This window comes from Halobacillus sp. (assembly GCF_049282395.1).
Lineage (GTDB): Bacteria > Bacillota > Bacilli > Bacillales > Halobacillaceae > Halobacillus.
This window is the reverse complement of the sequence record NZ_JBAPTY010000359.1, coordinates 1-19,319: the sequence shown is the minus strand read 5'-3', so window position 1 is coordinate 19,319 and position 19,319 is coordinate 1. Positions and strand designations below refer to the sequence as shown.

Below are 19,319 nucleotides of genomic sequence, written 5' to 3'. Positions count from 1 at the left end.
GAGATCCCGCAGGGCTGTTAAGCCCGAGGAAGCTCAGCACATGCCCGCGGAAAGCGAAATCGTCCCCCGAAGGACCTAATTCACACAAAAGTCTCGAAACTGAGTCTTCAACAAACGGGAGCTTTTCTTTAATAATCAATACGGTAATTTACAGAGCCAAAGGGGCGGATGGATTATTGAAATTTTTTATTAAACTTCTGAAGGTCTTGGGTTATTGAATTTATTGATTCTTCGTCTGCCACTGAAAAATCCTCAGCAGAAGTGACCTTTGTTATTTCACTTATAAGCTTACTGAGCTCTTTATCCATTTCGTCCTCATTTAGGTTCTTTTCTTCCGTTTGGCCAACCGAGTACTCCGTAATGATGAAGTCTAAGTTTCGAAGGGCTTCATTGTATTCCCCGAACCATTGGCTGCTTAGCAGGCTGGTTCTCTGGGCAGTATTGAACAACCGGGTTTGGTCATGTAAATCCATCAGTTGATCCGATAACAGAGAGCCGAGCTGGAATCTTCTCTGTTCCCCTGATTCTCGAGTATGATACATATTAAAAGTCTGCTTCACATCTTCAAGATTACGCGGCAGTTCTTTGACCGCTGAAGAAGAAGCCTGAACGGCAAATAACTCGACAGGCTGAGACTTTGAGGAATCGTACCACATATACGCTAATATGATGGATAGTAATAGCAGCACGATCGACGTAACTTTATAGAACTTTAATTTAGTCACGATGCATCTCATTCCATTCTTCTCGAAGCACTCCCATGCGGATGGAATCGTAAAACTTACCTTCGTAAATGCGGCATTTCCTCATCCGTCCTTCTAATGTCAACCCTAATTTCTCTCCCACTTTCATCATTCGTTCATTTTTTGACCAGGTAGTTAATCCTGCACGTACTATAGGCAACGATTGAAAAAGGTGGTCAATCCATAACGTTAAAGCTTCAGTTCCGAAACCTCCATTCCAGTAGTCAGGATCATAAATACCAATGCCTACCTCCAGCCATAAAGATGGTTTGTGCTCCCAATAATACGTCACGGTTCCAATTATTTGACCATCAACCTCAATCAGCAGCCGTGAATCCGGCTCCTCAGAACCTAAGCGTTCTTTACGAGCGTTCTCGTGGCTGCGGTAGCTTTCCAGCGTATGCGGTTCAAGAGGGTAGTAGGGGGCGTCCCATTTCTTCCACTCTTGCTCATTTGCATAAATTTTCTCCCAGAGCAGAGGGAGGTCTTCATCTTGAATGGATCGCAGGGTTACTTTCTTTCCCGTTAAATGGGTGTTAAATTTCGATTTATTCATAGTATACAAGCTCCTTAAGAGTTCTTCAGTCTAATCCTATCACAATGGAAGAATCAGGTTGAGTGTTTTCTCTTTTTCCTGGCAGGGTATGAGTAGAAGAAGCTACATAAGTAAGAGGTGAGTATATGATTCATGTCACGGCCTATTCGAATAAGGATGGACTTCAAAAGAATTTAACGCTTGAGCAGCTATCTACACTAGACTGGAACTGGTACTGGGTAGATTTTGAATCCCCTACAGAAGAAGAAGTCAAACTGCTGGATAGTTATTTTCATTTTCACCCTCTAGCGATTGAAGACTGTCTTCATGAGTTGCAAAGGCCCAAATTAGATTACTATGATGACCACACATTTTTTGTGCTTCATTCTGTCAATCGAGAGGAACTTAAGAGGGAAGAGATCGACATTTTCCTGGGAGAGTGTGCTATCGTTACGTTTCACAAGGAACCTGCTCCATCGCTTGACATTGCTGAGAGGCTGCTCAAACGCAGCAAAGATATGAGCAAAGTAGATGAGTATTTCATACTCTATCAAATCCTTGATAAAGTAGTGGATAACTATTTTCCCATCGTTTATGAAATTGAAGATCATATTAACGAAATTGAAACCAATACGAAGAATCTATCTATGGAAAACCTGCTGGATGAACTGTTTGACCGTAGAAGTGAACTGCTTACATTGAGGCAGACTGTGCACCCAATGCGGGATTTATTATACCGGGTATTGAATACTCATCATTTAGAAGGTGTCCGTGACCGGAGGGAATATTTTGCTGATATCCACGACCACTTAATAAAAGTAGCGGATATTATAGCGTCGAACCGTGAAATGACACAGGATATCAGAGATAGTTATTTATCTTTAAACTCTCATCAAACCAATCGAACGATGCAGATTCTGACGGTTATATCCGTCATCTTTATGCCGCTGACGTTTATTGTTGGGGTGTATGGAATGAATTTCAAGAACATGCCAGAGCTTGATACTCAATATGGCTATTTGGTCGTCTGGATCATTATGATAGGCGTTTCCATAGGGATGTTCATGTGGTTCAAGCGTAAAGGCTGGTTCGATTAAGGAGACTGAGTTGAGTTACGACTGAAGGCTGACAGAAAATCACTCGGCGGACTGTTATAGAAAAGACTGAATTCGACTACACTTTAAATATCATCAATCAAAGGAGATGAATTTATCGTGTTTAATGAATTAGAAGTCTCTCTTGACGTGCAGGAGCGCCGGACTAAATAACGTAAAAAAAAGCTATCCCATTTTAAAAAAGGGATAGCTTTTTTTACGTTATTTAATCTATAAGCAAACTAAGAATAAATTTTTTTCTGTGGAATTTCTAATGTGGCTGCCCTGGTGGGGTAGGGAGTCTGAACCATTCAGTATACCTGTAAATTACCGAATCATGATTTCAAAACGTCGTGATCAACGTAGCGTTTTCCTTTAAGAGCACTGATTACATTTACCGCAACTCTTGCGCCATCTCCAGCGGTAATAATGGTATGAACACTTAATCCGGCAACTGTTCCAGCGGCCCACACTTTCGGGTAAGACGTATGGCCGTTTTTATCCACTTCAATGATTTTGGCTACCCTTGGTTCACGTCCATCTCGGGTATCCAAACCAAAGGCCTCAGCTAGCTTTACGGACATTCCCGTAGCAAAAATGATGTGCTCAGCATCATAAGTTCCTTCTGACGTTTCGATTGTATACATAGCTCCATTTTCATTAATTCTCTGAACTTCATCTTTCACAAGTTCAGTACCGAATTTAATAGCTTGTTCTTGACCTGTCTGAAGCAGGGAAGGCCCCTCGATTTCTTTTACTCCGTAGTGATTTTCCACCCATGCTTTTGCTGTTATACTTTTGCCACTGTCGAACATTACTGTCTTTACCCCTGACTTTGCTGTAAATAAAGCCGCACTGGCACCGGCTGGTCCTGCTCCGATAATAGCTACATCATACATAGAAAACTCACTCCTTAGGTAAAGTAGGTACACTTTCATTATATCGAATTTTACGCAGGGAAGAAATCAGGGATGTGAAATAGAGGATGGTTCTGGGGAAGAGGAGGAGACAAAATATTGTTTGCCAGAGACATAAAAAAGAACTCATTTCCTTTAGAAGTGAGTTCTTTTAGCCGTTTAAGGTCCGTATTCCGTGTGCTGTAAGTATTTATCTCTATAGAGGTTATACGAATATAGACGTGTTACTGTTTATGATAGAATCTGTGTACCTTCTTCGGCAGTTAGCCTCAGCGATGTTATCCTGCCAAGAGCTCTCAATCTCCTGAAAAGTTTGTTCCACTTCTTCACCGTCAATAATCATAACAAGAGGCTCGTTGATATCCATTAATAGAAAAAAAGACATAAGCTTAGGCAAGTGTTCACTGTCAGCGATCAAATGGTTTTGATGTAAATAAACGTTCTGATTACTTTTAGAAACTAATTTGTAGAGCTTCATAACCTGGTTGGTTTGTAAGGGTTGGTGCAGGTGCAATTGATATGATGATAATTCTTCCATCCTTGTCACCTCCATGTTCTCTGCTTGCTTTAACACTACCCGGGGGTCAAGGGTCCTAAACCTGACTCCCCGTATTTTTGTTAATGTTTGTAAATCATTTTCCTTGTCATACCGCCGTCCACAGTCAAATTTTCTCCTGTTACAAAATCATTAGAACGATCAGTCAAATAGAAACAGGCTTTTGCTACATCTTCGACTTTTCCAACGCGATTAGAAAGATGCTGCTCATGATCGACCTCGCGGAGCTGTTCGTAGTTCTCTGTCTGAATCCAGCCCGGACTAATGGAATTTACACGAATGTTATAATGAGATAGAGAGGATGCTAATGCGTGCGTGAGTGCTATAATGCCACCTTTACTAGCCGCATAGGCCTCTGAGTCCGGCTCGGACATAAAAGCTCGCGTAGAAGCCATATTAACGATTCTTCCCTGTACACCTTCGTTCTTCCACAGCTTTCCAGCCTGCTTGGAAAATAGGAAAATACTTCGCAGATTGGTCTGAATCACATCATCCCATTGATCGATATCCAGTTCGAAAAGCGGCTGGAATGAACTGACCCCGGCATTGTTAATTAAAATTGAGATCGTGCCGACGTGTTGTTTTATCTCATCAAACAACTCATTTATATTTTTCGGGTCACGTACGTCACAGTAAAAAAAGAAACCGTTCCCGCCGTTCTCTCTAATTTCTCCTACCAGCTGCCTGCCATGTTCTTCATCTTTATCACAGGCAATCACGGTGGCGCCTTGTTCAGCATAGGATAAAGCCAGACCTCGGCCGATCCCATTACTTGCACCCGTGATTAAAACAATTTCATCATGAAAATTCATAGTAATCCCTCCTGCCTCACTTTACCTTAATGTCTTTATTCATAAACCTGTGTCGTCATATGGATTGGAAAAGGCTTGTAGAGCAGGGTGGAACATGGTATTATCTTAAAAAATTGGAGGTGATCGTATCAAACGCGTAACATTAGTCGATGTTTTTAAACACCGTATCACACAGAAATACTTACAGCGATCAGGCATCCATCACGCGGTCACCGTAGCAGGTTATGCCTATGATATGGCGATTGAATCCAATGTAGATCCGGACCTTGCAACTAAATCAGCGTTACTTCACGATATGGGACATTATGAGTGGTACCGGGACGGAAAGTGGGACTACGAAGAATATCGGAAACATGATATTCATGCCATTAAGGGAGCAGAGCGCGCTCATAAATTATTGATTCGCCTCGGGGAAGACCGACTGGTTGCAAAAGAGGTATCGCTTGCTGTACTTCTCCACACGGACAGCTATCTGCCTTTTTCCCTCGAATCCCAGCGGACAGATCTTCAAGAAGTGGTGAGAGTAGCCGATGAAAAAGATGAACAGCCATCCGGCCTGCATCATTATAAGCAAATGGACAAGAGCGAAGCGATCCAATTATTACACCACCTGGATCTGAAAGTGGAAGCAGCTTTAGAAGAACGGGGAGAGCTCTCTGGATAAAAAGTATAACGTTTTTCCTAATTAGGCTTTACTTTTAAATCAGCCTTCTATATAATTCCATTGAAAGCAAAATTTTCTGAAAGCGAGGTCGACACTAATGATGAACACTACAATGACTGTAAACCTGACAATCGAACACCGGCCTGCGCACATAGGAATTACTGAGTAAACTTTTTCATCATTTTATTCATAACAGCCGCGGGTTACGCATATTGTATTCCTGTGGCTTTTTTAATGAAAGCATAATATCGTTTGCTAAAAACGAAGCCACAGGGGACCTGTGGTTTTTTATTATGCTATCAAAGAGTAATTTTACTCTTTTGATATAAATACACACTAATATAGGAGGTGAAGGATATGACGATCCACTTGTTTATTTTTAAGATTCAAGTAAGTAGACGAAAGGAAGAGAACTACGCGCCACTGCCCGGATACCATCCGTCTGCAAAAGAGCAATGGCTTGACAGGAAATCATCATTTATCCATTACATGTAAATTAAAAAGGAGTGAAAAATTATGAGCAGCACGCTAAGGATGGAATTTATGGATTGGTTAAACGACGAGAAGGATACCGCTTAGTTACGTAGTATTGGAGGGGTAAACATGCGGATCAACGTGCTTATTTTTACGATTTACATCCAAAAGCTGGACCAGGAAGCAAGAGAACAGTCAGTCCAAAGGTCTAAAGCAATTGGAGAAAAAATCAATCAAACTAAATTAAAATACACCTCATTATAAGGTGCAGCCCCCAGTCATTTTGGCTGGGGTATTTTCATTTTTTACGGTATTTCGGGATTTAAGAAGCTAAAACTTTGAAAAAAACTGTCAAATCCGTTAAGGTCAGGAAAAGATAGTCTACAGAAAAATTTTATACAGAAAGGCTTTGTTGACATGAGTTTACATAGAAAACCTATGCCTGTACCGGATGCAGTGAATTCGGTGATGAACTATAAAAAGAAGGCTGAGGGGGAAATTCTCCCTCTTGAGTTTTGTGATAACCGTACCTTAGCAGAAGATATAGTAGCTACACACCCGGTTCCTCCTTTTGATAAGTCACCCTATGACGGTTTTGCATTACGGTCCGAAGATACAGAAGGGCTATCAAAGGATAAAAGCGGTCAGTTTAGGGTAACGGAAACGGTAGGGGCCGGCCATCGTGCCAGTCGGCTAATAAAGGAAGGGGAAGCTGTTCGTATTATGACGGGCGCAGAAATCCCTTCAGGTGCCGATTGCGTAGCTATGTTCGAAATATGTCAGACGTATGAACAGGATGGCCAGTCCTGGATGTCTTTAAAGCGTCCTATGAAAAGAAATCAAAATATTATCCAACAAGGATCGGAAACCCAAGAAAGTGACGTGTTGGTAGAAGCAGGCACGAAGGTTAATCCAGGGGTAAAAGCCTTGCTTGCCACATTTGGCTACAGCGATGTGAATGTATATAAAAAGCCGGTTATAGGCGTGTTCGCTACCGGTACTGAATTACTGGAGGTAGATGAGCCTCTGGAGCCTGGGAAGATACGGAATTCCAATGCCTTCATGATCGTTTCCCAAGTGAAGCGTGCAGGGGGAGAAGCTCATTATTTTGGAAAGTTAGAAGATGACTTTGATATTTGTTATCAATCCGTATCTGAAGCTTTAGATAAGGTGGATGTATTAATTACGACGGGCGGCGTATCGGTCGGGGATTATGATTTAATGCCTGATATTTATGAGAAGTTAGAAGCGGATGTGTTATTTAATAAGGTAGCCATGAGACCAGGAAGCGTGACGACGGTAGCTTCTTATCAGGGGAAATTGTTGTTTGGACTATCAGGGAACCCTTCCGCATGCTATGTGGGGTTTGAGTTGTTTACTTATCCCATCATTCTTTCCTATTTAGGGCGGTCTAAACCCTTTCATCAACGAATTCAAGCTACATTAGGAAAAGATTTTAAAAAGCCCAATCCTTTTACTAGATTTGTGCGAGGATGCTTACGGTACCAGGAGGGGCGGGTGATCGTTGACCCGGTCGGTATGGACAAGTCCGCCGTTGTTTCTTCGCTTGCCCATACAAATGTACTCATTATGCTCCCGGGAGGCACACGTGGTTATGAAAAAGGGGACAACGTGGAAGCCCTTTTACTAGAAGATCTGACAGGACAAGAGAGCTTCTGAAAAGACACAGAAGGAGTGAAGGTATGACCGATTATGTATTAGACCAGCATGAACGACCAATGAAGGATTTACGAATCTCTGTTATTGATAAATGTAATTTTAGATGTACGTACTGTATGCCGGCAGAGATTTTCGGTGATGATTATAAATTTATGCCAAAGGACGAGCTTCTAAGTTTCGATGAAATCATCCGGCTTGTTCAAATCTTTTCGAAATTTGGAGTCGAGAAGATCCGTTTAACGGGAGGAGAGCCTCTGATGAGGAAGGATCTTCATGAACTGGTGGCAAGATTGAACGAGATAGATGGGATTAAGGATATTGCCGTAACAACCAATGCCGTATTCCTCGTTAAACAGGCGAAGAAACTCAAGGAAGCGGGTCTTAATCGTGTAAACGTAAGTCTTGATGCCATTGAAGACGAAGTCTTTCAGCAGACGAACGGCAGAGGGATTAAAACCAGTCCCGTACTTAAAGGAATAGAAGCTGCCAGGGATGCAGGGCTTGAAATAAAGATCAACATGGTTGTGAAAAAAGGCATGAACGAGAGTCAGATTCTTCCGATGGCCCGTTACTTCAAGGAAACAGGTGACACTCTGCGGTTTATTGAATTTATGGACGTAGGAAATCATAACGGCTGGAATATGGGTTCTGTAATTTCCAAAAAGGATATTATTGAAGAAATTAATCAGGAACTGCCTTTAGTGCCGCTTGACGCGAATTATTTTGGAGAAGTAGCTTCCAGGTATCGTTATGAAGGAAGCGAAGCAGAGATTGGAGTGATCTCTTCTGTTACAGACGCTTTTTGCAGCAGCTGCACGCGAGTACGTCTTTCAGCAGATGGAAAGCTGTTCACCTGTCTCTTTGCTTCAGAAGGTCATGATATTCGTGAGTTGCTGAGAGGCGGGGAGCCGGATGAAGCGATTATTTCTAATCTTATAAAAATATGGACGAGAAGAGATGACCAATATTCGATTGACCGTGCCAATGGAAAACCAACGAAGAAGAAAATTGAAATGTCGTATATCGGCGGCTGAAAAAAGCCGGATACCCTCGCGCTGGGTATCCGGCTTTTTACTAGGATTTGCAAAACATTTTTATAGACTTTAAGTAAGATAGATCTTCCGCTACAGGGCCGAATAGTTGAAGACTCAGTTTCAAGATAATCTGGGTCCGTTGCCAAAAATTTGATAAGGGTGGCTGCGGAAACAACTCGTCTTGTTCTATCACCCAGACACTCGAGACATAAGCCGCTCATCAACGGATTGAAAAACCGCCATCCTTTTGATGGTCGGCTTATGCTGGTCGTGTCTGTCGGGGTGATTCCACATTTGAACACTTTCCTGCGGGGGAACTGGCAAGCCTCCTCGGTCGTTGTCACTCCCTGTGGGGTCTCGCCTAGCTCCTTCTCCCGCGGGAGTCTCGTCGTTTCCTTCGCCACCCAGCCAGGAGCGGATAAAACGGCCCTTCTATAAGCGAAGGTATAACATCCTCAAGTAACCATAAATGCTTATATAGCAGGGGGTATACCCTTGAATTTTCACTAGAAATTCAGCGTCGCTCTTAAGTTAAGGATCTTCATTTAGCAGACATCATCATAGAGGGTTTCGAACTCCCTATTTCGCTAGGTCCGGAGGGGGACGATGAAGATTCCTGTGGGATGAAAATGACTGAGAAGACCCCGGAAGGCGAGCCTGAGGAGGCTCCGCGCAAGGGATGTTCGACTAAGATCCCCACGTCCTGTGGCAACGTCGAACGACCCTGCGTCGTGCAGGGCCGGAAAGTGAAATCGTCCCCCGAAGGACCTTCCGCTCAACAGATATCTCGAAATCGAGTCTTACACAAACGGGAGCTTTTCTTGAACAGTGTATATCATGGATAGACCAGAGTTGCTTACTATGGAATTAGAACAATCTTTCCGGTTTTGCCGGCTTGCTTAAAGTAAGTTTGGGCTTCTCTTGCTTCTTCCAAAGGAAACGTCCGGTCAATCACGGGTTTAATTTTACCTTCTGAAATGGCTTGAAGCATACGCTTGAACTCAGCTCTTGTTCCCAGTACGGATCCATAGAGAGTAATATGTTTCAAGTAGAGCGTGCGAAAGTCCAATTCCGTCTTCTGCCCACCGGCAGAACCGGAAGTACAGAATTTCCCGCCTTTTTTCAATACTTCCAGAGAAGTAGAAAACAAAGCGTCTCCCACGACATCCACTACAGAATCGATCGGTCCCCCGTTTGCCTCCAGGATTTCTTCCGCCAGTCGCTCAGACCGATAAGACAGTACATGGTCTGCACCAAGCTCTTTCAACCTTTCTTCCAAAGCTAAGTCGCCTACAATGGCGATCACTTTAGCACCAAATACTTGAGAAGCAATTTGTACATTTAATGAACCAACGCCTCCATTGGCTCCTGTTACCATTATAGTTTCACCAGGCTGTACCTGGAGCTGTTCGATCATGTGCCATGCTGTCATGCCACTGACAGAGAACACGGCGCTTTCCGTGTAGTCAGATAGGGGCATGTCAAAGCATAGATCAGCCGGCCAAACGACGTATTCCGCATATCCTCCATCGTACTCTGAACCAATGAAAGACATATCTTCCGCTATATGTTCCTGACCTTCGTCACCGCTTGAAGTAAAAGGGAAGACCACGACATCTCTGCCAATCATATGCTGATCTACTTCGCTGCCCGCTTTTTCAATGGTACCGGTTATATCGGACCCGGGTGTACGAGGAAATTGGACACCTTCCGGACGCCAGCCTGATTTACCTCCTGTTCCGTAGGCGCCTTCTCGCATCCAGATTTCTGTGTTATTAATCGCGCAGGCTCTCACTTTAATTAAAACCTCGTTACTTTTGGGCTCCGGAATGTCTTTTTCCACCACTTTTAATTGATCGACATCCCCATATCCAGTAACTTGAACTGCTTTCATCACAACATTACCTCCCAGTTTGTATTCTTAGCTTGTCTCTATTAGCTTACACGTAATTGAGCCGTTCATCCAATCTGCGAGTTTGGTTAATGGTTAACGAGTCCCACTATTACACCTGCACGCTGGACAGTCTTTCTTGATCAAACTATAGGCAGATTCAAACTTTATCTGGTAAAATGATTCAGCCTTTGCTCAAATCGTAACCGTCCTCTATAATATAGGTAATATGTGTTTGCGGAGGGGAGTTTGCATGAAAACCTTTAAATTAATTTCTTTGGATATCATAGAAGAGAAAAATGAAGATATTACACAAAGACGGATTAAACTGCTGGATGGGCTCATTATTAACCGTGAAGACGATCATGGACGGTGGATCATAGAAGCGTATGTGGATCAAAGCTACCAGGATTTCTTCCAGACCATGTGCAACAACCAAGAGGAAATTATGGTACAGGTGAAAATTACAAAACCTAGTAATCAGCCAGCTACGTTTCTAGTGACACCGATTGATACAAATGTAATTGGGGATCACATCAATGTTATTTTTATGGGGTCGATCGTGAATCGCCAACAGGAGCAAATTGAGAAGACGCTCCGACAGCTTATGGATGAAGGATACCAGAATGAAGAACTGCTGGCTGCTTTCAAGAAAAAAGCAGAAGAAGCCTCTTCGTAAACCCGCTCCAGTTCTCTTTACATAGGAAAGCGGGCGAAAAAATTAAATCGGGTAAAGAAAATCTTAAATTACCCTGCTATAATGGGAATGGTGTTCAATCATTAAGTCGGAAACAGCATGGTTAAAGGAGATATCGTATGTGGGTGAGAAGAAAGAGCCTGCGCTGGCTGAATGAATTATCGCCATTTCAATTAATTGCCATATATTATCTAATTGCGGTTACCATTTCATCTATACTAATTGCTTTACCTGTCGGCCATAAACCGGGTGTAAAACTGGATTTCATAGACGTGTTATTTACAGCCGTCAGCGCCGTTAGTGTAACAGGTCTGACGACTGTCCCGACGGCGGAGACATTTAGTACAACCGGGGTATTTATTTTAGCGTTAGTATTACAGTTTGGCGGAATTGGAGTTATGACACTCGGCACGTTGATCTGGCTTGTGCTCGGGAAAAAGATAGGCTTGAAAGAGCGGCGTCTCATAATGACAGACCAAAACCGGACTTCCTTCCAGGGGATGGTCCAAATGGTCAAGGAAATCGTGCTAGTGGTACTTCTCATTGAATTTATCGGTTTTTTAACTCTTGGGACGTATTTCCTTCAGTACTATGATCCTGGCGAAGCATATTTACAAGGCTTTTTTGGAGCTATTAGTGCTATGACAAACGGTGGTTTTGATATCACTGGACAATCACTCATTCCATTTAGGCATGATTATTTTGTCCAATTTATTAATATGATTTTAATTATTGCAGGAGCGATTGGTTTTCCTGTACTTATTGAAGTCAAACAGTACTTGTTTAATAACAACGATGTAAAAACAATTCGGTTTTCTTTATTTGCAAAATTGACGAGCTTTACTTTTTTCATGCTTGTACTGCTGGGGACGGGGATGATTATCCTCCTGGAGTTTAATCATTTCTTTGCCGGAAAAGACTGGCATGAAGTATTTTTCTATGCCCTGTTTCAGTCGGTCACCACGAGAAGTGGCGGGCTTTCAACTATGGACATTAACCAGTTTACCGAACAGACGCAGCTGTTTATGTCTTCGTTAATGTTTATCGGGGCATCTCCAAGCAGTGTTGGAGGAGGAATACGTACCACTACGTTTGCTCTGGTTGTCATTTTCATCTTAACCTTTGCCCGGGGCGGCAACAGAATTCGATTGTTTAGAAGAGAGGTTCATAATGAAGATTTAAACAGAGCCGTTGTGGTTATGATGATGGCCATGCTGCTTTGCTTTATTGCTTTAATGGCTTTGTCCATAAGTGAACCTTTTACATTAAATGAATTACTGTTTGAAGTATGTTCCGCATTTGGAACGGTTGGTCTATCGTTAGGTATAACACCAGGGATGACCGCATTTGGAAAAATTGTATTAATGCTTCTCATGTTCCTCGGGAGAATCGGTATATTGACTTTCTTGTTCTCTTTCCAGAAAGACAGAACAAAAGGGAATTACCATTATCCAAAAGAGAGGTTAATCATTGGTTAAATCAAAAAAAGCTCAGCCATCAGGCTGCGCTTTTTTTGATGAAATTAATCTTTCTTCCCGATCTCTTTACCTCAGGAAAATCATTCATTTACATTAGCAGTAAAATGCTGCACCAACGATTACCAATAGAATGAACAATACGACGATCAAGGCAAAGTTGTTACCATAACCAGCTCCACCATATCTTCCGCAACGTCTTCCGCCGTAAGGATAGCCTCCGTACATAAGCTCACCTCCTGTTGTTTACATACTCAGCGTATGCAGGAGGCGGCATATGTGTATGGTTATTCACCTAGAGAGGATTAATTCATAAATGTGGATGGAGCTAATTTAATAATTTTGCTCTTTTGGTGAAGGAGTTCCTTTTGGGAATCGTTCAAGGCTTGTTCACTGCATTCAATCTCTTCACACCAGTGGTTCAACTGCTCATTGATCAACCTTTTCTGATCAGGAGAAGATGTCACGTGAGAAGGGAAATAGGGTCCTGAAATTCTTTGGTTAGCGTACATCACCATCAGCCTCCTTGCTTGCTTATTATTCACGAATCTTAATAAATTATGAAGGAGTCTTAGGATTAGCGGCGAAAAGGATAATTTACATACAATACAATCGCTGGGGGATGTGCTTTCTATGGTTTTTTCTTTAATAATAAGGGAATGCGCAAGGAATAGAATTTTCAGTAAGACAAAAGAAGGACTTTGAGCACATCGAATAAAGGTTATTATTCGTTTGCCGTATAGATATTTTGTATAATGATTCTAGATTAGTCGTTATATAGAGAGAAGGTGGGCGCGATGAAGAAAGTGGCAGTGATAGGAGCAGGACCTGGAGGATTGGCTTCGGCTATGATCCTCGCTTCGAAAGGTTACGATGTTCATGTATTTGAGAAACAACCATTTGTAGGAGGAAGAAATGGTCATTTTTCTTTAGGCGACTATACATTCGATATAGGTCCGACCTTTCTTAGTATGCCTCATATCGTCGAGGAATTATTTGAAATGTCCGGCAGAAATGCTCATGATTATATGGATTTAATTGAACTTGCACCGATGTATGAGCTGCAATTCGATGGGAAGCGGGTGCCGATGTACCGTGATCGCATGAAAATGCTGAACGTGATCTCCAAGCATTTCCCAGGCAATGAAAAAGGCTACGTCCGTTTTATGAACGATACGAGAAAGAAAATGGATGCCCTGCTTCCTTTGCTTCAAACGCGCCATAACAAGCTGACCGATTATGTAAGTCTACGTGCTTTGAAAGCACTTCCTAAGCTATCGCTCGGAAAGTCGGTTTACCAAGTATTATCCGACTACTTTACAGATGAAAAGTTAAAAATCGCTTTTACATTCCAGGCAAAGTATTTAGGCATGTCACCCTGGGAATGTCCGGGAGCCTTTTCGATTCTCTCTTATATGGAACATGAGTACGGAGTCTTTCATCCAAAAGGTGGAGTCAACCAGCTGTCCAAGTCTATGGCAAAAGTGACCGAGGAACATGGAGGACAGATCCACCTTGGAAACGGCGTACGCAAATTTAAAACAGAGGGTAAAAAAGTCGTTGGTATTGAACTCGAATCGGGAGAAGAATTTGAAGCGGACGAGGTCATCGTAAATGCTGACTTCGCGAATGCCATGAGTCATATGGTGGAGGGGAATGAGCTGAAAAAGTACTCTGAGAAAAATCTGGCTAAGAAAAAATATTCCTGCTCGACGTTTATGATCTATGTGGGATTGGATAAGCTTTATGAAAAGATGCCTCACCACACGATTCTTTTCGCGGAAGATTATAAGAGAAATGTCGATGAAATGACGAAAGATCTTGTTCTATCCGACGAACCGTCGATTTATATTCATAACGCAAGTGTTACAGACGATACATTAGCGCCAGAGGGGCATTCGGCTGTTTACATCCTAGCCCCTGTTCCGAACAATTACTCTGAAATCGATTGGGATGAAAAGCAGGAAACATTTAAAAACCTTATCCTTGATGAGCTTGAAAGTAAAACTGGATTCAGTGACATTCGCGATCATATTGTTACAGAAAAAGTCTTAACACCTAAACAGTGGCAGACGGATCATTTTGTTCACAAAGGTGCTACGTTCAGCCTTGGGCATCAGCTTTCTCAAATGATGTACTTCCGGCCCCACAACCGCTTTCAGGAATTGGATCATTGCTGGCTTGTCGGCGGCGGCACACACCCGGGAAGCGGGCTTCCCACCATCCTTGAATCAGCGAGAATTACGACAGGGTGGATCAGAGAGGAGGCTGAAACCTCATGAAGCAAACCCAAACGGCTATTGTAGGGAGCGGAATTGGCGGCTTAGTAACAGCCCTGCTTCTTTCCAAAGAAAAGGAAAGAAAAATTACCATTTTTGAAAAGAACGATTACCTTGGCGGACGTCTGACCTATGAAAGGAATGGGCCTTACAAAATTGACCAGGGACCGACCATCGTTCTGCTGCCGGAGATGCTTCTCAGTATATTGGAAGAAGGTGGTTTTGAACGAAAAGATATTCCGCTCATTCCATGTGATCCACTTTATGATATCCGGTTTAAAGATGGTCGTGCATTTACTAAATACTCGGACCCTGATCAGCAAAAGCAGGAATTGAAAGCCAAATTCCCTGGAAGTGAGAAACAATTTGACCGGTTTCTTATGGACATGAAAATTCGTTTTCTGCGCGGTAAATCTCAATTTTTAGAGCAATCCTTTGTAAACAAACGCCGTTTTTTCTCCGGGCAGAATATAAAAACTTTGATTCAGCTGAAAGCGTATCAAAATGTTAAGAAGATGATGAGAAGCTATTTTGCAGACGAACAGCTGGTGGAAGCTTATACATTGCAGACTCTTTATATTGGCGGCCACCCGGAGCAGTCTCCGGCAATGTATTCGCTGGTATCATACAGCGAACATGAACACGGGATCTGGTATATGAAAGGCGGATATGCCCACCTGGTCGATTTGATTGTCGAACGTCTCAAAGAACGAGGGGTAGAGATTCACACCGGTGCCGAAGTAAAACAGCTTTACACATCGTACTCTCAGGTCAAGTCTATTACAGCGGGAGATAAAGAAGTCGAGGTAGATGAACTTATATTGAATGGGGACTTCCCTACAATGGATCAATTGCTACCTGAAGAACGGCAGCATAAACGTAATTATACCCCTTCATCCGGCTGCCTGCTTCTATATATGGGACTCGATAAGATCTATCCGAATCACACGATCCATCAGTTTTTCATGTCTTCAAACTTCGACAAGCACATGAAGCAAGTATTTGAAACGAAAGAGCTGCCTGAAGATCCTTCTTTTTACACGTTTCATCCCTCGATCGTTGATGATTCATTAGCGCCTCCTGGTAAAGGGGTTCTTTACACGTTAATACCTGTACCCACAGGAGACGAAGTGGACTGGAATAAAAAGGATCAATTAATTGACCATGTGCTCCAGCAAATGGAGGAAAGAGGTTTTCCGGAGTTGAGGAAACATATGAACTGGATGAAAGTGAGGACACCGGAAGAAGCCAAAAAAGATGGTCTTTATGGAGGTGGAAGCTTCGGTATTGCCCCAACCCTCTTTCAGTCCGGCGTATTCCGCCCTCAGCTAAAGCCGTATTCTCTTTCGAATCTATATGCGGTTGGAGCATCAATCCACCCTGGAGGTGGCATTCCCATTGTCATGCAGGGAGCTAAGCTGCTAGCGGATCATTTGCAAAATGGTTCTGAAGAAAGGCATAATTATAAGCGAGGTGTTTAGAGATGATGGACTTAAATCATGCTTATGACCATTGCAAAAACATAATAGAGAAACATTCAAAGACCTTCTCGAAAGCTTTCGCCATGCTCCCTAAACATCAGAAAAGGGCTGTATGGGCCATTTATGCCTTTTGTCGAAGGGCCGATGACATTGTGGATGAAGGGGAAAATCCGAAAGAAGAGCTGGAAGCATTTGCTGTTGAGTTTGATCTTTTTATGGAGGGCAGGCTTGAAACCGAAGATCCATGCTGGATTGCTCTCCAGGATGCTTTTGAACGTTTTCCTCTGGATCCGGCGCCTTTTTATGAGATGATTGTCGGTCAGCGCATGGACTTATATCCGAAAACGATTGATACAAAAGACGATCTCCTACATTATTGCTATCATGTCGCAAGTACGGTGGGGCTTATGCTTTTACCTGTACTTGCCCCCGGTAAAGTCTCCAGAGTTAAAACAGGTGCCATTGAACTTGGGTATGCTATGCAGATCACCAATATCCTGAGGGATATCGGAGAAGATCTGGATAATAATCGCATTTATATCCCTGAACAGATGATGATCGACTATGGTTATACCCATACAGATCTCCATAACAAGAAGGTAAATGAAGCATTTATACAGCTCTGGGAAGACTTAGCACAGGATGCTGAGCACTACTACCGGAATGCATTAGCTACTCTGCCGGAGTACCCTCTTTATTCAAGAACTCCTGTAGGAGGAGCTGCGAAAATGTATCGGGCCATCATCCAGACAGTTAGAAATAACGATTATCAGGTCTTTGGGAAGCGAAACTACGTATCTGATCAAATGAAAAAGCAGATTATTGCGGAAATGCAATAATCTGCTTTTTTTTGGCTCTATTAAACTTCTATACTGATCCTTAGGTTAAGCTCCCGTTTGTGGAAGACTCTGTTGCAAGATAATCGGGGCCCGTTACGTTAAATTGAGAAGGGCTGGTGGGGAAATAACTCGCTTTCCTGTGGGGGAACTGGCAAGCTTCCTCAGTCGTTTTCACTCCTTGTGGGGTCTCGCCTAGCTCCTTCTCCCACGGGAGTCTCGCTATTTCCCCACCAACCCAACATGGTTTTGACTAACGGACCCTTCTTTAGAAGTGCAGCTGTTGGTTCTAAATCCACCTATACCAGGTATTTTTCGATGAAACCTATGGAGAAACAGAAGGGAAACAGAAGCTCATAGCATGTTTACATGTTTTCTATCCAAGAGGGTATTCCCCATGAGTTCGAGTCTCTTATTTCAGCAAGGTCTGGAGGGGGACGATGAAGACTCCTGTGGGATAAACATGATCGGTGAGACCCCGGAGAGCGTAGCTCGAGGAGGCTCAGCACATGCCCACGGAAAGCGAATCGTCCCCCGCAGGACCTTCACTCTAGCCCAATTTCTTGAAACTGAGTCTTCCACAATCCGGCCCTATTGCGTAATAAGCCTCTTATGAAAAATCAATAATAAATTTTAACAGAGCCTTTTTTCTATTCGGGGTGAAAAATTCTCCCAAGGATCTGGTTGGCTACGTTTTGACCGCTGAGAACGACCATTGGAGAGCCGCCTCCAGGGTGGGTACTGCCTCCGCAGAAGTACAGATTGCTAAAATCCTGAGACTGGTTGAATGGTCTCATAAACGCCTGGAGCCGGCGGTTGGAGGAAGGACCGTAAAGGGAACCACGATATGCACCGAAGTGGCTTTCTATTTCCTCAGGGCCGATCACTTTTTCGAAAAATACGTGGTTTTCAATCGGGATCCCGGCGTGCGCTAAATCCTTATAAATCTTCTCTTTATACCTTTCCCGGTCTATTTCAATTGAAGTGCCAAGCGCCGGGGCATTAACCAGGATGAAACAATTGTCTCCTTCAGAGGAAAGGGTCGAGTCCGACTTAGCAGACGTTCCGATATAGATGGTAGGCTCTTCAGCATATTGGCCATTTTTTAAACTTGAAAATTCCTTTTCGTAATTCCTGGAAAAAAGAACATGGTGGTGATGTAGGTCCGGGACAGTGGTGTCCAGTCCAGCCATAATAACGAAAGCGGATATAGAAGGATCGAAAGAACGGAGTTTTTTATCAGATAATGAGGTTCGCTTTTCGTTATCGATTAATTCCGGAACGGATTGTAATAGGTCTCCATTCACGATCACATAGTCTGCTTCGTAAGTATGGCCACAAGCCACCACGCCAGTGGCCTTTTTGTTACGGGTTAAGATTTTTTCTACTCGTGTGTTCTTATATAACTGAGCTCCCTGGTTTTCTGCAGCGTTCGCCATGTATTCTGCGATCTTCGTATTTCCGCCAGGGACGTAGTAAACTCCTTCATTTAATTCCAGGTGAGCAATCATGGCAAATGTAGCCGGCGTAACGTAGGGATTCGAGCCTACATAGGTAGAATAACGGTTAAGAGATTGAATGATGCCGGGGTGAGAAAAATATCTTCTGAAAAAATGATCCATCGACTCAAGCGGCCTCACCTGGGCAAACCCTTTGGCCAGGGAAGGAGAGAGGTAATCTTTCCATCCGGAAAAAGTCCGATGAAGAAAATATTCTTTTGATAAATGAAACAGGCGTTCAATTTCCAGTAAAAAGGCGTCGTAGTTTTCAAATCCTTTTTTGTCCAGATGGTAGAGCTGCTGCTTCATATATTGCCGGTCTGAGGACAGATCAAAGGTTGTGCCATCCTTAAACTGGTTTCTAGTATGATGAGTAAGTTTAGTAAAGGGGAGTTCTTTTTCTAAACCGCCCTGCCGAAGGACATCTTGAAATACCTCTGGCATGGTGATAGTATTCGGCCCGAAATCGAAATGATAGCCTGCTTCATTGACTGGCATCATCTTCCCTCCAAAATGGTCGTTCTTTTCGAAAAGTTTAACTTCGGCTCCGGATTTGGCCAGGGTGACAGCCGCCGAAAGCCCTCCTAAGCCGCCCCCGACTATTGCAACTTTCGTTCGTAAGACCTCCCTTTCCACTGATAGGATTTTCCCC

20 protein-coding genes are annotated in these 19,319 nt (G+C 43.1%); 11 read left to right on the top strand and 9 right to left on the bottom strand.

Going from position 1 to position 19,319, the window contains the following annotated elements; all coding sequences use genetic code 11:
* Nucleotides 1-173 precede the first annotated feature (173 nt).
* Complete coding sequence (locus WAM07_RS15215) at nt 174-725, bottom strand: hypothetical protein (protein ID WP_422168180.1); 552 nt, start codon at nt 723-725, stop codon at nt 174-176.
* Nucleotides 718-1,299, bottom strand: coding sequence for a GNAT family N-acetyltransferase (locus WAM07_RS15210; RefSeq protein WP_422168179.1), 582 nt, complete (start codon nt 1,297-1,299; stop codon nt 718-720). Before WAM07_RS15210 ends, WAM07_RS15215 begins: the two co-directional genes overlap by 8 nt.
* Nucleotides 1,300-1,424: 125 nt before the next feature.
* Between WAM07_RS15210 and corA the strand changes: the two genes are divergently transcribed.
* Complete coding sequence (corA, locus tag WAM07_RS15205) at nt 1,425-2,375, top strand: magnesium/cobalt transporter CorA (protein ID WP_422168177.1); 951 nt, start codon at nt 1,425-1,427, stop codon at nt 2,373-2,375.
* Nucleotides 2,376-2,707: 332 nt separating this feature from the next.
* Here the strand turns inward: corA and WAM07_RS15200 are convergent, their stop codons facing one another.
* The 3 genes from WAM07_RS15200 to WAM07_RS15190 form a co-directional block, all read right to left on the bottom strand.
* Nucleotides 2,708-3,271: an FAD-dependent oxidoreductase gene (locus WAM07_RS15200; protein ID WP_422168175.1), complete on the bottom strand. Its 564-nt coding sequence runs from the start codon at nt 3,269-3,271 to the stop codon at nt 2,708-2,710.
* A 223-nt stretch (nt 3,272-3,494) separates the two neighbouring features.
* Nucleotides 3,495-3,827, bottom strand: coding sequence for a hypothetical protein (locus WAM07_RS15195; protein WP_422168173.1), 333 nt, complete (start codon nt 3,825-3,827; stop codon nt 3,495-3,497).
* A gap of 80 nt (nt 3,828-3,907) precedes the next feature.
* Nucleotides 3,908-4,657 carry an SDR family NAD(P)-dependent oxidoreductase gene (locus WAM07_RS15190; RefSeq protein ID WP_422168171.1) on the bottom strand — a complete coding sequence of 250 codons (750 nt, stop codon included), beginning with the start codon at nt 4,655-4,657 and terminating at the stop codon, nt 3,908-3,910.
* Between the two features lie 127 nt (nt 4,658-4,784).
* On the opposite strand from WAM07_RS15190, the gene WAM07_RS15185 reads away from it, so the two are divergent.
* The 5 genes from WAM07_RS15185 (at nt 4,785) to moaA (ending at nt 8,509) form a co-directional block, all read left to right on the top strand.
* Nucleotides 4,785-5,321: an HD domain-containing protein gene (locus WAM07_RS15185; RefSeq protein WP_422168185.1), complete on the top strand. Its 537-nt coding sequence runs from the start codon at nt 4,785-4,787 to the stop codon at nt 5,319-5,321.
* 357 nt (nt 5,322-5,678) lie between these two features.
* Nucleotides 5,679-5,816, top strand: a complete 138-nt coding sequence (locus WAM07_RS15180) for a hypothetical protein (RefSeq protein WP_422168170.1) — start codon at nt 5,679-5,681, stop codon at nt 5,814-5,816.
* Nucleotides 5,817-5,924: 108 nt separating this feature from the next.
* A complete protein-coding gene (locus tag WAM07_RS15175) occupies nt 5,925-6,059 on the top strand; it encodes a hypothetical protein (protein WP_422168168.1) in 135 nt (44 codons plus the stop codon).
* A gap of 153 nt (nt 6,060-6,212) precedes the next feature.
* Nucleotides 6,213-7,475, top strand: a complete 1,263-nt coding sequence (gene glp / locus WAM07_RS15170) for a gephyrin-like molybdotransferase Glp (protein ID WP_422168166.1) — start codon at nt 6,213-6,215, stop codon at nt 7,473-7,475.
* A gap of 23 nt (nt 7,476-7,498) precedes the next feature.
* The gene (gene moaA / locus WAM07_RS15165; RefSeq protein ID WP_422168164.1) at nt 7,499-8,509 is read left to right on the top strand and encodes a GTP 3',8-cyclase MoaA; all 1,011 of its coding nucleotides are present in this window, start codon (nt 7,499-7,501) and stop codon (nt 8,507-8,509) included.
* Nucleotides 8,510-9,368: 859 nt separating this feature from the next.
* Here the strand turns inward: moaA and WAM07_RS15160 are convergent.
* Complete coding sequence (locus WAM07_RS15160) at nt 9,369-10,403, bottom strand: zinc-binding dehydrogenase (protein ID WP_422168183.1); 1,035 nt, start codon at nt 10,401-10,403, stop codon at nt 9,369-9,371.
* Between the two features lie 250 nt (nt 10,404-10,653).
* Here WAM07_RS15160 and WAM07_RS15155 point away from each other — a divergent pair, with 250 nt between their 5' ends.
* Both WAM07_RS15155 and WAM07_RS15150 read left to right on the top strand, forming a co-directional pair.
* The gene (locus tag WAM07_RS15155; protein WP_422168162.1) at nt 10,654-11,079 is read left to right on the top strand and encodes a YwpF-like family protein; all 426 of its coding nucleotides are present in this window, start codon (nt 10,654-10,656) and stop codon (nt 11,077-11,079) included.
* Between the two features lie 137 nt (nt 11,080-11,216).
* On the top strand, nt 11,217-12,575 hold the full coding sequence (locus WAM07_RS15150; protein WP_422168160.1) for a TrkH family potassium uptake protein: 1,359 nt from the start codon (nt 11,217-11,219) through the stop codon (nt 12,573-12,575).
* A gap of 93 nt (nt 12,576-12,668) precedes the next feature.
* Here WAM07_RS15150 and WAM07_RS15145 read toward each other — a convergent pair whose 3' ends face one another.
* Both WAM07_RS15145 and WAM07_RS15140 read right to left on the bottom strand, forming a co-directional pair.
* Entirely contained in the window at nt 12,669-12,800 is a 132-nt protein-coding gene (locus WAM07_RS15145; protein ID WP_087946066.1) for a YjcZ family sporulation protein, read from the bottom strand.
* A gap of 77 nt (nt 12,801-12,877) precedes the next feature.
* Nucleotides 12,878-13,084 (bottom strand): hypothetical protein, encoded by a 207-nt coding sequence (locus WAM07_RS15140; protein WP_422168159.1) that lies wholly within the window; start codon nt 13,082-13,084, stop codon nt 12,878-12,880.
* Nucleotides 13,085-13,369: 285 nt separating this feature from the next.
* Here WAM07_RS15140 and WAM07_RS15135 point away from each other — a divergent pair, with 285 nt between their 5' ends.
* The 3 genes from WAM07_RS15135 to WAM07_RS15125 are packed head-to-tail and all read left to right on the top strand — an operon-like array spanning nt 13,370 to nt 17,171.
* Entirely contained in the window at nt 13,370-14,854 is a 1,485-nt protein-coding gene (locus tag WAM07_RS15135; RefSeq protein ID WP_422168157.1) for a phytoene desaturase family protein, read from the top strand.
* Nucleotides 14,851-16,332, top strand: a complete 1,482-nt coding sequence (locus tag WAM07_RS15130; protein ID WP_422168155.1) for a phytoene desaturase family protein — start codon at nt 14,851-14,853, stop codon at nt 16,330-16,332. Before WAM07_RS15135 ends, WAM07_RS15130 begins: the two co-directional genes overlap by 4 nt.
* A gap of 2 nt (nt 16,333-16,334) precedes the next feature.
* Nucleotides 16,335-17,171 (top strand): phytoene/squalene synthase family protein, encoded by an 837-nt coding sequence (locus tag WAM07_RS15125; protein ID WP_422168154.1) that lies wholly within the window; start codon nt 16,335-16,337, stop codon nt 17,169-17,171.
* A gap of 647 nt (nt 17,172-17,818) precedes the next feature.
* Here the strand turns inward: WAM07_RS15125 and WAM07_RS15120 are convergent.
* Complete coding sequence (locus WAM07_RS15120; RefSeq protein WP_422168181.1) at nt 17,819-19,312, bottom strand: phytoene desaturase family protein; 1,494 nt, start codon at nt 19,310-19,312, stop codon at nt 17,819-17,821.
* Nucleotides 19,313-19,319: the final 7 nt, after the last annotated feature.

Coding starts and splice junctions, on each gene's coding strand:
- WAM07_RS15210 (WP_422168179.1), bottom strand. CDS start 1,299: ATGAATAAATCGAAATTTAACACCCATTTAACGGGAAAGAAAGTAACC.
- corA (WP_422168177.1), top strand. CDS start 1,425: ATGATTCATGTCACGGCCTATTCGAATAAGGATGGACTTCAAAAGAAT.
- WAM07_RS15200 (WP_422168175.1), bottom strand. CDS start 3,271: ATGTATGATGTAGCTATTATCGGAGCAGGACCAGCCGGTGCCAGTGCG.
- WAM07_RS15195 (WP_422168173.1), bottom strand. CDS start 3,827: ATGGAAGAATTATCATCATATCAATTGCACCTGCACCAACCCTTACAA.
- WAM07_RS15190 (WP_422168171.1), bottom strand. CDS start 4,657: ATGAATTTTCATGATGAAATTGTTTTAATCACGGGTGCAAGTAATGGG.
- WAM07_RS15180 (WP_422168170.1), top strand. CDS start 5,679: ATGACGATCCACTTGTTTATTTTTAAGATTCAAGTAAGTAGACGAAAG.
- WAM07_RS15175 (WP_422168168.1), top strand. CDS start 5,925: ATGCGGATCAACGTGCTTATTTTTACGATTTACATCCAAAAGCTGGAC.
- glp (WP_422168166.1), top strand. CDS start 6,213: ATGAGTTTACATAGAAAACCTATGCCTGTACCGGATGCAGTGAATTCG.
- moaA (WP_422168164.1), top strand. CDS start 7,499: ATGACCGATTATGTATTAGACCAGCATGAACGACCAATGAAGGATTTA.
- WAM07_RS15160 (WP_422168183.1), bottom strand. CDS start 10,403: ATGAAAGCAGTTCAAGTTACTGGATATGGGGATGTCGATCAATTAAAA.
- WAM07_RS15155 (WP_422168162.1), top strand. CDS start 10,654: ATGAAAACCTTTAAATTAATTTCTTTGGATATCATAGAAGAGAAAAAT.
- WAM07_RS15150 (WP_422168160.1), top strand. CDS start 11,217: ATGTGGGTGAGAAGAAAGAGCCTGCGCTGGCTGAATGAATTATCGCCA.
- WAM07_RS15145 (WP_087946066.1), bottom strand. CDS start 12,800: ATGTACGGAGGCTATCCTTACGGCGGAAGACGTTGCGGAAGATATGGT.
- WAM07_RS15140 (WP_422168159.1), bottom strand. CDS start 13,084: ATGTACGCTAACCAAAGAATTTCAGGACCCTATTTCCCTTCTCACGTG.
- WAM07_RS15135 (WP_422168157.1), top strand. CDS start 13,370: ATGAAGAAAGTGGCAGTGATAGGAGCAGGACCTGGAGGATTGGCTTCG.
- WAM07_RS15130 (WP_422168155.1), top strand. CDS start 14,851: ATGAAGCAAACCCAAACGGCTATTGTAGGGAGCGGAATTGGCGGCTTA.
- WAM07_RS15125 (WP_422168154.1), top strand. CDS start 16,335: ATGATGGACTTAAATCATGCTTATGACCATTGCAAAAACATAATAGAG.